The 14086-nt window shown below is 54.9% G+C and carries 18 protein-coding genes and 1 pseudogene; 9 read left to right on the forward strand and 10 right to left on the reverse strand.

Features of this window, described 5'->3' with window-relative positions; all coding sequences use genetic code 11:
* Nucleotides 1-7: 7 nt before the first annotated feature.
* The 8 genes and pseudogenes from ACIRQ6_RS08975 to ACIRQ6_RS09010 form a co-directional block, all read left to right on the forward strand.
* A pseudogene (locus tag ACIRQ6_RS08975) lies at nucleotides 8-61 on the forward strand (hypothetical protein); the annotation flags it as partial.
* Nucleotides 44-178, forward strand: a complete 135-nt coding sequence (locus ACIRQ6_RS08980; protein ID WP_420863888.1) for a carbohydrate-binding module family 14 protein — start codon at nucleotides 44-46, stop codon at nucleotides 176-178. The pseudogene ACIRQ6_RS08975 and the gene ACIRQ6_RS08980, both read left to right, overlap by 18 nt.
* A 73-nt stretch (nucleotides 179-251) precedes the next feature.
* Nucleotides 252-782 (forward strand): tetratricopeptide repeat protein, encoded by a 531-nt coding sequence (locus ACIRQ6_RS08985; RefSeq protein WP_420863787.1) that lies wholly within the window; start codon nucleotides 252-254, stop codon nucleotides 780-782.
* Between the two features lie 69 nt (nucleotides 783-851).
* A complete protein-coding gene (locus ACIRQ6_RS08990; protein ID WP_420863788.1) occupies nucleotides 852-1946 on the forward strand; it encodes a flagellar motor switch protein FliG in 1095 nt (364 codons plus the stop codon).
* A 51-nt stretch (nucleotides 1947-1997) separates the two neighbouring features.
* A complete protein-coding gene (locus ACIRQ6_RS08995; RefSeq protein WP_420863789.1) occupies nucleotides 1998-2336 on the forward strand; it encodes a ScnB-like protein in 339 nt (112 codons plus the stop codon).
* Nucleotides 2329-2634 carry an SH3-like domain-containing protein gene (locus ACIRQ6_RS09000; RefSeq protein WP_420863790.1) on the forward strand — a complete coding sequence of 102 codons (306 nt, stop codon included), beginning with the start codon at nucleotides 2329-2331 and terminating at the stop codon, nucleotides 2632-2634. Before ACIRQ6_RS08995 ends, ACIRQ6_RS09000 begins: the two co-directional genes overlap by 8 nt.
* Complete coding sequence (locus tag ACIRQ6_RS09005; protein WP_420863791.1) at nucleotides 2624-3277, forward strand: nitrile hydratase subunit alpha; 654 nt, start codon at nucleotides 2624-2626, stop codon at nucleotides 3275-3277. Before ACIRQ6_RS09000 ends, ACIRQ6_RS09005 begins: the two co-directional genes overlap by 11 nt.
* Before the next feature lie 59 nt (nucleotides 3278-3336).
* Nucleotides 3337-4239, forward strand: coding sequence for a lysophospholipid acyltransferase family protein (locus tag ACIRQ6_RS09010; RefSeq protein ID WP_420863792.1), 903 nt, complete (start codon nucleotides 3337-3339; stop codon nucleotides 4237-4239).
* Here ACIRQ6_RS09010 and ACIRQ6_RS09015 read toward each other — a convergent pair whose 3' ends face one another.
* Nucleotides 4240-4929: a DUF1223 domain-containing protein gene (locus ACIRQ6_RS09015; protein ID WP_420863793.1), complete on the reverse strand. Its 690-nt coding sequence runs from the start codon at nucleotides 4927-4929 to the stop codon at nucleotides 4240-4242.
* Nucleotides 4930-5178: 249 nt separating this feature from the next.
* Between ACIRQ6_RS09015 and acnA the strand changes: the two genes are divergently transcribed.
* The gene (gene acnA / locus ACIRQ6_RS09020) at nucleotides 5179-7866 is read left to right on the forward strand and encodes an aconitate hydratase AcnA (RefSeq protein WP_420863794.1); all 2688 of its coding nucleotides are present in this window, start codon (nucleotides 5179-5181) and stop codon (nucleotides 7864-7866) included.
* 103 nt (nucleotides 7867-7969) lie between these two features.
* On the opposite strand, the gene ACIRQ6_RS09025 is transcribed toward acnA, so the two are convergent.
* The 9 genes from ACIRQ6_RS09025 to yajC are packed head-to-tail and all read right to left on the reverse strand — an operon-like array spanning nucleotide 7970 to nucleotide 14022.
* On the reverse strand, nucleotides 7970-8509 hold the full coding sequence (locus tag ACIRQ6_RS09025; RefSeq protein ID WP_420863795.1) for a DsbE family thiol:disulfide interchange protein: 540 nt from the start codon (nucleotides 8507-8509) through the stop codon (nucleotides 7970-7972).
* Nucleotides 8502-8651, reverse strand: coding sequence for a heme exporter protein CcmD (gene ccmD / locus ACIRQ6_RS09030; RefSeq protein WP_420863796.1), 150 nt, complete (start codon nucleotides 8649-8651; stop codon nucleotides 8502-8504). The genes ACIRQ6_RS09025 and ccmD overlap by 8 nt, the downstream gene beginning before the upstream one ends.
* Nucleotides 8648-9382 (reverse strand): heme ABC transporter permease, encoded by a 735-nt coding sequence (locus tag ACIRQ6_RS09035; RefSeq protein WP_420863797.1) that lies wholly within the window; start codon nucleotides 9380-9382, stop codon nucleotides 8648-8650. The genes ccmD and ACIRQ6_RS09035 overlap by 4 nt, the downstream gene beginning before the upstream one ends.
* Before the next feature lie 55 nt (nucleotides 9383-9437).
* Entirely contained in the window at nucleotides 9438-10094 is a 657-nt protein-coding gene (gene ccmB, locus ACIRQ6_RS09040; protein ID WP_420863798.1) for a heme exporter protein CcmB, read from the reverse strand.
* On the reverse strand, nucleotides 10091-10705 hold the full coding sequence (ccmA, locus tag ACIRQ6_RS09045) for a heme ABC exporter ATP-binding protein CcmA (protein ID WP_420863799.1): 615 nt from the start codon (nucleotides 10703-10705) through the stop codon (nucleotides 10091-10093). The genes ccmB and ccmA overlap by 4 nt, the downstream gene beginning before the upstream one ends.
* An 11-nt stretch (nucleotides 10706-10716) precedes the next feature.
* On the reverse strand, nucleotides 10717-11070 hold the full coding sequence (locus ACIRQ6_RS09050) for an Mth938-like domain-containing protein (RefSeq protein WP_420863800.1): 354 nt from the start codon (nucleotides 11068-11070) through the stop codon (nucleotides 10717-10719).
* A gap of 1 nt (nucleotide 11071) precedes the next feature.
* Nucleotides 11072-12040 (reverse strand): protein translocase subunit SecF, encoded by a 969-nt coding sequence (gene secF / locus ACIRQ6_RS09055; protein WP_420863801.1) that lies wholly within the window; start codon nucleotides 12038-12040, stop codon nucleotides 11072-11074.
* A 3-nt stretch (nucleotides 12041-12043) separates the two neighbouring features.
* The gene (gene secD / locus ACIRQ6_RS09060) at nucleotides 12044-13705 is read right to left on the reverse strand and encodes a protein translocase subunit SecD (protein WP_420863802.1); all 1662 of its coding nucleotides are present in this window, start codon (nucleotides 13703-13705) and stop codon (nucleotides 12044-12046) included.
* A gap of 32 nt (nucleotides 13706-13737) precedes the next feature.
* On the reverse strand, nucleotides 13738-14022 hold the full coding sequence (gene yajC / locus ACIRQ6_RS09065; protein ID WP_420863803.1) for a preprotein translocase subunit YajC: 285 nt from the start codon (nucleotides 14020-14022) through the stop codon (nucleotides 13738-13740).
* Nucleotides 14023-14086: the final 64 nt, after the last annotated feature.

Here is a 14086-nt window from a genome sequence, read left to right on the forward strand (position 1 = left end):
TAACAGGAGAGACTTCATGAAACTGACGACCCTTCTGACCGCTGTGGTCTTGACCGCTGCCCCGTCCTTTGCTTTTGCAATGGGATGTTCCAGTGGTCACACAGAGGCATCCATGTCCTGTGCCAATGGCACAGTTTGGGATGCAGACAGCAAGACTTGCGTCACTGCAAGCAGCTAAACCAATGCGGGCTGCGCGGATCGTGCAGCCCTGCCCCTTTGTTCCGTCCCCCAGGTTCCTTCGGAGATTTTTTATGCGTGCAGTCTTGATCGCAGCCCTTGTGGCCGCCCCTTCCCTTTCTTTTGCAGCTGGCAGCGACACAACACCGCCCACGCCGACCAAAAACACAACAGAATGCAAAAACGGCAAGGTATGGGATGAGACGGCGCAGGAATGCAGCCTGCCTAAAGAAAGCCGTCTGGATGATGACGCCCTTTATAAGGCTGTGCGCGAATTTGCCTATGCTGGCGCCTATAGCGACGCCAAACTGGCGCTTGCCGCAATGTCTGATCAGAATTCCGACCGCGTTTGGACCTACAAAGGCTTTATCGCGCGCAAAACAGGCCAGCAGGCGCAAGCAATGGAATTTTATATGCAAGCTCTTGCTGTGAACCCCGACAACTTGCTTGCACGCTCCTACATGGGCCAAGGTTTTGTTCAGGCCGGTGAAATGGACTTGGCAGCTGCACAACTGACACAAATCCGCACCCGCGGCGGGCGCGGTTCGTGGCCCGAGATTTCTTTGCGCATGGCGATCGATACGGGCCGCGGAAACAATTACTAAAATTTGATCTTTAACAACAGGTTCATCCTTAAAGGCCATGGTTAACGCAACACGGATGGAGTGATGCAGATGAACCAACCTTTGGCTTTGGCACAGATGGATATGAACCCAGTGGGCACGGCGGATTTTTCTGCTGGCCTACCTGCCGTTTCGACCACTGTCCTTACTCAAAAACAAAAGGCGGCAGTGATTGTGCAACTTTTGTTGGTCAACGGCGCTGATCTGGATCTGGCGGAGATGCCAGATTCGATGCAGGAGGATCTGACATTTCAGCTGGCCAGCCTGCGCCGCGTCGATGGCGCAACACTGCATCAAGTTGTCGAAGAATTTGTCTTGGAATTTGAGGCAGGTGGTTTGACCTTTCCGAACGGATTGCCCGGTGCACTTGATGCACTTGATGGCAAAATCGCAGCAGCCACCGCCCATAGGATGCGCAAGAATAATAATCTGCCCCCCCCCGGCGACCCGTGGGATCGCATTGCAGGTCTGGAAAGCGAAGTCCTTGCTGAGATGCTGTTAGAGGAAAGCGTCGAAGTCGCCGCAGTGGTGTTATCAAAAATCAAAGTATCCAAAGCAGCCGAACTTTTGGGCCACTTGCCCGGGGAAACGGCCCGGCGGATCACCTATGCCGTATCTCAAACCGGGGCGGTGACACCTGCTGCCGTCGAACGCATCGGCCGATCAATTGAGGAACAGTTGGATGCAATTCCTGTTCAGGCCTTTGACAGCGGCCCAGTGGAACGCATTGGTGCAATCCTGAATTCATCTGCCTCAGACACTCGCGAAGAGGTGCTGACTGGCCTTGATGAAACCGATAAGGATTTCTCGGATCTGGTGCGCAAAGCGATCTTTACATTTGCCAACATCGCCACACGCCTCGAGGCCCGCGATATACCCAAAATTGTTAAGGTTCTGGATCAGGATGTTTTGTGCACGGCCCTCGCGGCAGGACATCAAACCAACAATGTCACCAGTGCTGAATTTATCCTTGAAAACATGTCCAAACGTATGGCCGAACAACTGCGCGAAGACATGGCTGCCAAACCAAAACTCAAACCTGCCGATGCAGATGGCGCGATGAACGAAGTGGTCGGTGTCGTGCGCCAACTCGAGGCCGATGGCGAGATTTTCCTACGCTCGGACGACGAAGAAGAAGAGGAATAATTCAAACACGCTCTCTGGACAAAGGCCGGCGGTCCTGACTAGCCTGCAGCCATGACAGATTTTGATGGAAAACGCTGGCACGATATGGGCGGGGATCCTGCGGCCCCTATTGAAGCCAGTGAACACGACTTTGCCTTTTGGGAACGCCGTGTTGATGCTTTGATGGTGCTTTGTTCAACCAAGGGCTATTTTACAGTCGACGGCTTGCGCCGCGCGATTGAGGATATGGGGCCGGATGTTTTTGAAAACACCACTTATTATGACCGCTGGATTGCCTCGGTAAACCAAAACCTTATTGAGGCCGGGGTTTATTCATTGGGCGATCTCGGCGCAAAAATGGCCGAGGTCACGGCCCGTGGTGCCACTTACGGGGAAGCAAGCAGTGAATAGCCCTACCCCCGATTTACCAAATGGTACAAATGTCGTGGTCAAAACCATGATGCCCCCCGGCCATATCCGCACGCCTGCCTATCTGCGCGGCAAGCGCGGCCAAATCGAACGCAAACTTGGCCCCTTTGGCAATCCCGAACAACTGGCCTACGGGCTGGAAGGCACACCAACCACGCTGTACCGCGTACGGTTCACAATGGCCGAGGTTTGGGGCGCTACAGCCGAAAACCCAACCGACACCTTGGATGCTGAAATTTACGCCCATTGGATTGAAAAGGTCGCACCAGATGCCCCATGACCATCATGACCACAATCACGATCACAACGATCTAAGTCCCTCGGGCCATCCCTACCGGCCTGACGACGATACGCCGCTCAGCTATTGGCAAACCATGGAAATCGCTGTGCGCGAATTGCTCATTGAAAAAGGTGTGACCACTGCAGGTGAAATCGCCACGCAAATCGAGGCAATGGACGCACGTTCGCCGGCCGATGGGGCTAAGGTTGTAGCGCGAGCTTGGGTTGATCCCGACTTCAAGACGCGTTTATTGCATGATGGATCGGAAGCCAGCCGCGAGATGGGCTTTGACATTGGAGCGCTCAAGCTGATCGTTGTGGAAAACACCGCATCCATACACAATGTGATCGTCTGCACTCTGTGTTCTTGCTATCCGCGCAACCTTTTGGGCCTCGCTCCGGATTGGTACAAGTCCCGCGCCTATCGCTCGCGCACCGTCAGCGAACCACGCAAAGTATTGTCCGAATTTGGCGTGACCCTAGACAAAGGCATTCAGGTGCGCGTGCACGATTCCACTGCGGATATGCGCTATATCGTTCTGCCAAAACGCCCGGATGGAACAGAGGAATACACCGAGGCACAATTGGCAGATCTGGTCACGCGTGACAGCATGATCGGCACAGGTTTGCCGAAGGCCCCTTGAGTGTTGGCCCACACTGGCCTACCCCACACCACAGGTTGAGGTGAATGGAATAACAGGACATGGCACAGGATAACCGCCCCGTAGGAACTCGCAGCGATTGGGTGATGAACCTGATTTTGCGCGGTCTGATCGGCGCGATCAAGGTTCTGCCCTATGCCCCGCGCGTTCGGACAATGGGGGCCCTGACCCGCAAGGTGATCGCCCCGCTTGCCGGATATCGCCGCCGTGCCACAGAAAACATTGCGCTGATCTATCCTGAAATGCCTTTGCGTGATGTGGCGCGGTTGGCAGACCGAGTAGCCGATAACGTCGGACGGACTTTAATCGAAACCTATTCCTCTGAGGGGCTGCGCAAGCGGGCCGCAGCATCGACTGTTTCCGGTCCAGGCTTACAGGCTTTGGAACGGGCCAAAACCAAGGGACAACCAGTTTTGCTAGTGACTGGTCATTTCGGAAATCATGAGGCCCCGCGCTATGCCCTGACCCAAATGGGGTTTGAAATTGGCGGGCTATACCGGCCCATGGCCAATGTCTTTTTCAACGCGCACTATGAGAAAACCATGGCGGATGTCAGCGGGCCGGTCTTTGCTCAAGGCCGCAAAGGCACCGGCCAATTTGTCAAATTCCTGCGCAGTGGTGGTGCGGCTGTCCTTTTGTTTGATATTTATGCCAAGGGTGCTGAACTGCCTTTTATGGGCCAATATGCTTACACATCCCTCTCGGCTGCGGAATTGGCGCTAAAATACAACGCTGTTGTCATTCCGTTCTTTGGGGTCAGGCAGCCTGATGGCTTGAGTTTTGATATTCAATTGGATGCACCGATTGCGCATTCAACGCCCGAGGCGATGCTCACTCAAATGAACGCAGCGCTCGAAAAGCGTATTACAGCCAATCCCGAGCAATGGTTTTGGTTCCATAACAGATGGAAAGCCAACAGGCGCGGCAAACCCGCTGGTCGCTGATTAATTCAGGTGGGCTGCCGCAAGGATTTCGCGATGGCCGTCCCGTTGGATGATCACGACGGCACGGTCAGCGCCTGAGGTGGATGCGGTCAATCGCAAGGGCGCACGTCCGTCCCATTTTTTCACCACTTGCCAGTCTTTCACCACATTGGTGTAATCCAGTGTTCGGCCCGCGTTTTCGCCGCGTTTGATCGCGACTGTGGATTGCGGCGTATACCGCACGACTTGCACCAACATCCGTGTTGGCTGAGCCGTACGGGCAGAAATTACAAATTTACCGCCAGATCTTGTGACGTCCAAATCCACACTGTTCGATTTCTCAGCATGTTGGCGCAATAAGGCTTTGACCTCGGCTGGCTTGGTGCCAATGACGTGGTCTTGGCCACCGATTACCATTTGCGGCGTGTAAACAGATCGTTTTCCTGCAACGCGACTGTAGGCCCGTTGCCGTTCTGCAAAAGCAGGGTTGGCGAACTCGTCTTTCCAGCCGATGTAGTCCCAATAATCTACATGTAGCGCGAGGGCGATGATGTCATCGCTTTTGGCCAGATCATGCAGCAGCTTGTCTGCCGGTGGACAGCTGGAACAGCCTTGAGATGTATAAAGCTCGATCACGACAGGATCATCTGCGGCGGCCAGTCCGACAGTTGCCATCCAAGCAGATGCTGCGAGTGCTACGAGTTTTTTCATTATTCACGCCTTACGTTGATGCCACGTCCCAGATGTAGACTGGCGCGCGTTGTAATACCAATCAAGGTTTTGCGAGGAAATGTGTTACCAAGCACTGCTTGGACACAGTGTGTTCGATGATTTTCAACCCGCATGCCAATTATTGTGTGCAATTGTATACAAAAACACGCTTAGGGTCTTGATTGCCTGTTCCGCATGGGGCAAATAGCCACCAAAGCCACTTCATTTCTCTTTTGAAAGGACGCAGCCATGACTGTCACAGTTGGTCACGATAGCTCAAAAACCCGCAAGACCCTCACCGTTGGAAGCCAATCCATCGACTATTACTCTATTCCCGCAGCACAGGCTGCCGGTCTGGGCGATTTCGCAAACCTGCCTGCTGCTTTGAAAGTGGTGTTGGAAAACATGCTGCGGTTTGAAGATGGCAAAACAGTTTCCGTAGACGATATCAAAGCTTTCGGTGAATGGGGCGCCAAAGGCGGTCAGAACCCGCGCGAGATTGCGTATCGCCCTGCCCGGGTTTTGATGCAGGATTTCACCGGTGTTCCAGCCGTTGTTGATTTGGCAGCCATGCGCGATGGCATCGTGGCCCTTGGTGGCAACCCAGAACAGATTAACCCGCTTAACCCTGTTGATTTGGTCATCGACCACTCGGTGATGATCGATGAGTTCGGCAACCCGCGTGCGTTCCAGATGAATGTGGATCGCGAATACGAACGCAATATGGAGCGTTACACGTTCCTCAAATGGGGTCAAAAGGCGTTTGATAACTTCCGCGTCGTGCCCCCCGGCACGGGCATTTGTCACCAAGTAAACCTTGAATATCTCTCGCAAACTGTTTGGACCGACAAAGACCAAAACGGTGTTGAAGTGGCCTATCCAGACACATTGGTCGGCACCGACAGCCACACAACCATGGTCAATGGTGCAGCTGTTCTGGGGTGGGGCGTTGGCGGCATCGAGGCTGAAGCCGCAATGTTGGGTCAGCCCATCTCCATGCTGATCCCAGAAGTCATTGGTTTCAAACTGACTGGTAAGATGATGGAAGGCACCACAGGCACAGACCTGGTGCTGAAAGTGGTCGAGATGCTCCGCGAAAAGGGCGTGGTCAGCAAATTTGTTGAATTTTACGGTGAAGGCCTCGACAGCCTGCCATTGGCGGACCGTGCAACAATCGCCAACATGGCACCGGAATATGGTGCCACCTGTGGTTTCTTCCCAATCGACAACGAGACGCTGCGCTACCTGCGGAACACCGGCCGTGACGAGGACCGCATCGCTTTGGTCGAAGCCTATGCAAAGGAAAACGGTTTTTGGCGCGATGCGGATTACAACCCGATCTACACAGACACCCTTGAACTGGATATGGGCACAATTGTTCCAGCGATTTCCGGTCCGAAACGCCCGCAGGACTATGTGGCCCTGACTGGTGCCAAAGCGGCCTTCCACAAAGAAATGGAAGAGACCTTTAAACGCCCAATGGGCAAAGAAGTGGCTGTGGCTGGCGAAGACTATACAATGGAAAGCGGTAAGGTTGTGATCGCGTCGATCACGTCTTGCACCAACACTTCCAACCCCTACGTGATGATCGGCGCAGGCCTTGTGGCACGCAAAGCGGCCGCTTTGGGCATGAACCGCAAGCCATGGGTCAAAACATCCCTCGCCCCTGGTAGCCAAGTTGTGTCGGCCTATTTGGAGGCGGCAGAATTGCAAGACGATCTGGATGCGCTTGGCTTTAACCTTGTGGGCTACGGCTGTACGACTTGCATCGGTAACTCTGGGCCCATCCAAAAAGAACTGTCTGAGGCGATAGCCGAAGGCGATTTGGTCGCCACGTCCGTATTGTCCGGCAACCGCAACTTCGAAGGTCGGATTTCACCAGACGTGCGCGCCAACTATCTGGCCTCACCCCCCTTAGTGGTGGCCTACGCATTGGCCGGCACTATGGACATTGATCTGGCCACAGACGTGATCGGTCAAGACCGCGACGGTAATGATGTATACCTCAAAGATATTTGGCCCTCCAGCCAAGAGGTCGCAGAATTGGTCGAGGCCACTGTGACCCGTGAGGCGTTCCAGTCCAAATATGCGGACGTCTTTAAAGGCGACGAAAAATGGCAAGGCGTTGAAACCACAGAAGAAAAGACATACGACTGGCCTGCTGCCTCGACTTACGTGCAAAACCCGCCGTATTTCCAAGGCATCACCATGGACACCAAAAAGATCGAGAACATCGAAGGCGCCAAGGTTCTGGCCCTGCTGGGTGACATGATCACAACTGACCACATCAGCCCTGCTGGTTCGTTCAAAGAAACCACGCCTGCGGGTCAATATCTGGTGGAACGTCAGGTGCCCGTGCGCGAGTTCAACTCATATGGCTCACGTCGTGGCAACCACGAGGTGATGATGCGCGGCACATTCGCCAACATCCGTATCAAAAACGAAATGTTGGACGGTGTTGAAGGTGGCTACACAAAAGGTCCGGATGGCGATCAAACCTCCATCTTTGACGCAGCTATGGCCCACCAAGACGCAGGCACCCCCCTCGTGATCTTCGGAGGTGAGCAATATGGTGCTGGGTCTTCCCGCGACTGGGCAGCCAAAGGCACCGCTTTGTTGGGTGTGAAGGCCGTGATCGCTGAAAGCTTTGAGCGCATTCACCGATCCAACCTCGTTGGTATGGGTGTTATCCCGTTTGAATTTACTGGTGGGGACACCCGCAAATCGTTGGGTCTGACTGGTGAAGAAACTGTAGCGATCCACGATCTGGAGGGTGTTTCACCTTTGCAAGAGGTCGGTTGCACAATCACCATGGCAGATGGTTCAACCAAGGACATCACCCTCAAGTGCCGCATCGATACAGCCGTCGAGATTGACTACATCGAAAACGGTGGTGTGTTGCATTACGTGCTGCGCAACCTGGCCAAAGCGGCTTGACCTGAGTATATCGCCTTGTGCGACTACAAGCGCCCTGCCAGAAATGGTGGGGCGTTTTGCGTTTGTCAGGATTTGAGTATTTAGGGAAAAAAGAAGCTGAGGCTTAATTACTAGCGGCTTTTTCCAAAGCGGGGCGCAGAGTATCTGTGAGAACCCTTTGGGTGACCGGACCTGCGAAGCGCAGAATAATAGTGCCCGATCCGTCGATCACATAGGTTTCAGGGATGCCATAGACACCCCATTCCACAGCTGTGTCTCGCCCTGTGATATCCGCGCCAATTTGCGTGTAGGGATCGCCAAGTTCGGTTAGAAAATCCAGGGCATCTTGGCTGCTGGGTTCTTTGTAATTGATCCCGTATACGGGCAGGCCTTCTTCGGCCAATTGCATCAGCGTGGGGTGTTCTGCGCGGCACGGCGCGCACCAACTGGCCCAGAAGTTGACCAATTTGACGCCCTCGGACCGCAAATCTGCATCTGTGAAAGGGGTCTCGGCGCCCAATTGCGTCAGAACAACGGGCGGCGCCTGTTGCCCTTCGCGGGCTGAGGGCAATGCGTTTGGATCGTCACGCAACATGCCCACCAACGCCAAACCGGCAAAGCCGGCGAAAACAGCCACGGGGACCAGCATCAGGGGTTTAACCATCTGTGTCGCGCTCCAACGCCTCAAGCCGTGCTTTGGTCCGGCGAGAGGCCGCCCAGGACAGTGCAATCAGCCCAAACATCAGCACCAGTGTCACACCGTAGGCCAGCAAAACATCGCTGGCATATTTGCCCAGATCGATCATGCGGCTTGCCTCGCGCGGGCCTCAAGCGCTTGGGCGCGACGGGCCCGCACTTCGGTCCGTGTCCGCAGCAAAACAAGAGCAATAAACAGCAAACCAAAGCCCACCATTGAGATCATCAAGGGCACAAAGAATATATCATCTACTGTCCGTTCTCCTGTGGCCACAGGCACGGAGGTACCTTGGTGCAGGCCTTGGTTCCAGAACTGCACAGCATAGCGCGACAGCAACGCAAAAACCGACCCAACAAGACACAGCACGGCCGTCAGATCCGCTGCCGTATCCGGATTATCAAGTGCAGCCCAGAGGGCCATGTATCCCAAATAAAACAGGAAAAGGATCAAAAAGCTGGTCAGGCGCGGATCCCACGCCCAATAGGTGCCCCACATCGGCTTGCCCCAAATGGCCCCTGTAGCAAGGGCGATTACTGTCATTATGAGGCCGATCGGCGCTGCGGCTTTGGCTGCCAGAGCGCTGACGTGATGCCTGCGGATCAACCAGATCAGCGAGGCCACCAGCATCATGATCCATGCATTGATCGCCATCATCGCCGTGGGCACATGGATGTAGATGATCTTGACCGTGCTGCCCATGCGAAAGTCATCGCCCGTGAAGAAAAAGCCCCAGATCAGACCAGTTAGTGTGGTCACGGCCGCAAGGCCCATACACCAAGGCAAGGCCTTGCCGGACCAAGACATAAACAACTGCGGATTTGCGTATTTCCAAAGAGACATGAGGCCTGTTTAACTTTTGACGTTTTGGGTGACTATACACATGGGCGTGAGACTGTCACCTGAGATTGACACGAAGGGCTGCGGCTGCGGCAAAGGGCAACAGCGCGATACAGGCAAGGGTAATTCCCGCGATCATCATCAGCGGTGTGGCCAATGTTTGGCCGTTTGCAGCGCTGGCAACCGCCTGTGCCCCAAAGATCAACGTCGGGATATACATTGGCAGCACCAACAGCGACAGCAAAAGCCCGCCTCGTTTTAACCCCACCGTCAGGGCTGCCCCAAATGCACCGATCAAACTAAGGGCCGGTGTGCCCAGAGCAAGGCTGAGTACCAGCGCGCCATAGGCCGGTCCCGGCAAGTTCAGCATGATACCCAAGACAGGCGCCATCAAGACAAGCGGCACCCCTGTTGTCACCCAATGGGCCAGTGCCTTGGTCAGCACGATAGATTCCAGCGGCAGGGGTGATGTGGCCAACAGATCAAGGCTGCCATCCTCGTAATCCAAGGCAAAGATCCGGTCCAAAGACAGCAAGCAGGCCAGCAACGCGCCCAGCCACAAGATACCCGGTGCAATGGCCGACAAAAGTTGCCCATCGGGACCAACGCCAAAGGGAACCAACACCACAACGATCAGGAAAAACGCAAGGCCAAGGCCAAAGCCGCCCCCTGCCCGTATGGCCAGTGCAAGATCGCGGCGCAACAAACCGATCATAAAAAGGCCTCGTGAAATCCATCTTCCACCGCTTTTGTGGCCTTGAACGGTGTCAGATCGAGGGTATCTGCCTCAAGCCCCAGATCGATATGCGTGGCCAGCAGGGCACTGCCCCCGCCTTTAAGATGCTCACGGATGGCTTGGGCAAAGAGAGCCGTGCTATCTGCATCCAGTGACACGGTAGGTTCGTCCAAGATCCACAGGGTACGGCCGGTCACCAGCAATCGTGCCAATCCCAAACGGCGCTTTTGGCCTGCAGACAGGCTGGCCGCAGTGCGATCTTTGAGGGCTGTCAGATTGAACGCTTTGATCGCAGGTGCGACACCCGTTGTGCCAAATACCCCGGCCCAAAATTGTAGGTTTTCTGCGACAGTCAGGGCGGATTTGATTCCATCCGCATGGCCTGCATAGGCGACTTGATCAGCGGGGATATCAATGCTCCCGCCCAAGGCCGGTTGGAGCCCTGCGATCGTGCGCAGCAGGGTCGTTTTACCAATGCCATTTGGACCGCGCAGGATCAAAGCAGTGCCTGCAGCCACATCAAACGACACGTCGGCCAGAACTGCCAGACCGCCTCGGGCGCAGGACAAATTGGATACGGAAAACCCCATAGCCTAAAGCGTTAAACGGGCAAAGCCGCCAGCGCAATACGCCGCCCCTCAGAGAGCAACACATTGTAGGTGCGGCAGGCCGAAGGTGAATTCATCGCCTCTACCCCCAAACCCGCATCTTCTAGACGCGTGCGTAAATCTGCAGGAATATGGGCCACATCCGCCCCTGTACCTACAAACAGCACGTCAACAAAGCCTACTAACGCCAGCAAAGGCTCCACATCGGTATAGCCGCCCCAGTTCGCCACGCCTTTGTCTGTCAACAGCATTGCGCCATCGGTGACATGATCGCCCACGCGGAAAAATCCGGGGCCATATCCCTCAACAGGGACTGCATCGGTGAATATGACCTCGTTGAGCCGCATATTATGCGTCGATATTGGCGTATTGATTGCCAGCCGTGTTGTCTGGCTTGGACCAATCGCGTTTGACGCCCAACCACAACAACATGGCAGAAGCCACAAAGATCGATGAATAGGTGCCGACAATCACCCCCCAGATCATCGCAAACACAAATCCACGGATGACATCACCGCCTAAGATATAAAGCGAGATCAACGCAATCAGCGTAGTCACCGATGTCATGACCGTGCGCGAGAGTGTCTCGTTGATTGAGACATTCATGACCTCTTTCAACGGGCGTTTTTTGTAGCGACGCAGGTTTTCGCGCACTCGGTCAAACACCACCACTGTATCGTTCAGCGAATAGCCCACGATGGTCAGCAAAGCCGCGATAATCGCCAAATCGAACCGGATTTGCAGTTCGGAAAACACACCGATGGTAAGGATCACGTCGTGCACCAAGGCGGCCACCGCCCCCAGCGCAAACTGCCACTCAAAGCGCAGCCAGATGTAGACCAACACGGCCGCGATGGCCAAAACCACAGCGATAATAGCCGTCTGGATCAATTCACCCGAGACTTTGGGCCCCACAGATTCAATCGCTTGGATTGTCAGGGTCTCATCGTAGTTCTGCAAAGCAGCCCGCAGCGCCACTTCGGTGTCCGAGGAAAAGCTTTCTTCACCTTCTTGGGCCTGAATACGGATCATAGCCACGTGTTGATCTTCGGCAAATTGCGGATCGAACACTTCTGTGATGGTGATATCGCCTAGGTTCAACGGCTCCAAAGTTGCGCGATAGGCACCAACATCCACAGGCTGGCTGGCTTGGGTCCGAACAGTTGTACCACCCTTAAAGTCGATACCAAAATTCAAACCTTGGATCATGAACGAGGCAAAAGCGACAACCATCAAAAGGGCCGAAATACCCAACCAAAGTTTCGAGCGGCTGAAGAAATCCCAATTTGTGGTCTGGGGGACAAGACGTAAGCGCATGGATCAGACCTCGATCGTTTTGGGACGGCGGCGTTCGAACCACATGACCACCAGCAGCCGTGTGACAAAGATCGCGGTAAAGACAGATGTCAGGATGCCCAGCCCCAGTGTGATCGAGAACCCGCGCACGGGGCCGGAGCCCATAACAAAGAGGATCACAGCAGTGATGAACGTGGTGATGTTGGCGTCCAGAATGGCCGACAGGGCTTTTTCATAACCCAACTCGATGGCGCGTGCAGGGCCTTTGGCGGTTTTGAGTTCCTCGCGGATCCGCTCGAAAATCAGAACGTTGGCATCCACAGCCATACCGATGGTCAACACGATCCCAGCGATCCCCGGCAGTGTCAGGGTACCCCCGATCAGGGACAACAAGCCAAAGATAAGGCCTACGTTGATGATCAAAGCGATATTGGCAAAGACGCCGAACAGGCCGTAGCTGAGCACCATAAAGATCAACACACCCGCAAAAGCGATAATGCAGGCGATGCGTCCAGCGTCGATGCTGTCTTGGCCCAGTTCCGGCCCAATGGTGCGTTCCTCAAGGAAAGTCAGTTCCGCAGGCAAGGCCCCTGCCCGCAACAGCACGGCAAGGTTTGTTGATTCCTCGACCCCAAAGTTGCCAGTGATGATCCCCGACCCACCAAGGATCGCTTCGTTGATGCGAGGGGCAGAAACCACTTCGCCATCCAAAACAATCGCAAAAGGTGCACCAACATTTTCCGAAGTAAACTGGCCGAACGCACGCGCGCCGGACGGACCAAAGCGAAAGCTTACCGCCGGTTGGCCGTTCTGATCGAAACTGGGTTGCGCGTCGGTCAGGTCCTCGCCTGTGACAACTGGGTTTTCATCTAGGATATAGAACACGCCCGGCTCGTCCGTCGACGGCAGGATTTCATTGCCAACGCCTGCGCGGTCATTGAGATCGTTGGTGCGACTGACTACGGCTTGGAAAGTCAGCTGGGCTGTGGTGCCGATGATGTCTTTAAGTTCTTGGGCCGAACCGATACCCGGCACTTGGATCAGGATGCGATCGGCCCCTTGGCGCTGGATCGTTGGCTCGCGGGTGCCGACCTCGTCAATGCGGCGGCGAATAATTTCCAAAGCTTGGCGTACCGTACGTTCATCGCTTGCCTCGCGTTCTGCCTCGGACAGCGTGGCTATGATCACCGGGCCCTCGGCGCGAAATTCGATGTCGTTTGATTCAACACCGGACAGTGTCGTGATGGGTTGCGCAATTGTTTGCACTGCGGCCAGCGCTGTTTCCATGGCTTCGGGTTGGGCGATACGCACCCGCAGTTCATCTGCAGGCCCCTCTTGGCGGCGCACAGCCCCAACAGTCGCGCGTTCATCCCGCAAAGCGTTGCGCATTTCTGGCCAGAGCGACTTCATTCGCGCGGCATAAACATCCTCGACCTTCACTTCGGCCAACAGATGCGCCCCGCCGCGCAGATCCAAACCCAAATTCACCAATGATGACGGCAAAACGCCCGGCCATTGGCCCAGTTGATCTGCAACCACAGCCTCATCGGCACCCAATTCAATGGCCTGTAACGCGTCATTGTGGGTCTCGACCCGAGTGTAAAACAAGTTCGGGACAGCCAACGACAGCCCCACAAAAACTGTCAGCCAGATACAAATCCGCTTCCACAGGTCAATCTGTAGCATTCAAAACTGCCCCCCCAAGGGCCAGGCTGGGATTAGGCTGCAGGCTCGGTCTTGTTGCGAACATGGGCGATTGTATTCTGTACGACCCGCACTTTAACACCATCACCCAATTCTACTTCAATTTCGTTATCGTCTTTGACCTTGGCCACTTTGCCGATCAAGCCGCCAGCGGTCACAACTTGGTCCCCGCGGCGCAGGCCTGCTACCATCGCCTGATGTTCCTTAACCTTCTTTTGCTGTGGTCGGATCAACAAAAAATACATGATCGCAAAGATCAGGATGAGTGGGATAAACTGGGCAAGTGCGCTGCCTTCCATGGGGACCTCTTATCTGTCTGGTCGGACGGGTTTAGATCCGTCTGCGTTTCGTTCGGCGCACCCT

The organism is Algirhabdus cladophorae (genome assembly GCF_044772865.1).
In the GTDB taxonomy this organism is placed as follows: Bacteria; Pseudomonadota; Alphaproteobacteria; order Rhodobacterales; family Rhodobacteraceae; genus Algirhabdus; species Algirhabdus cladophorae.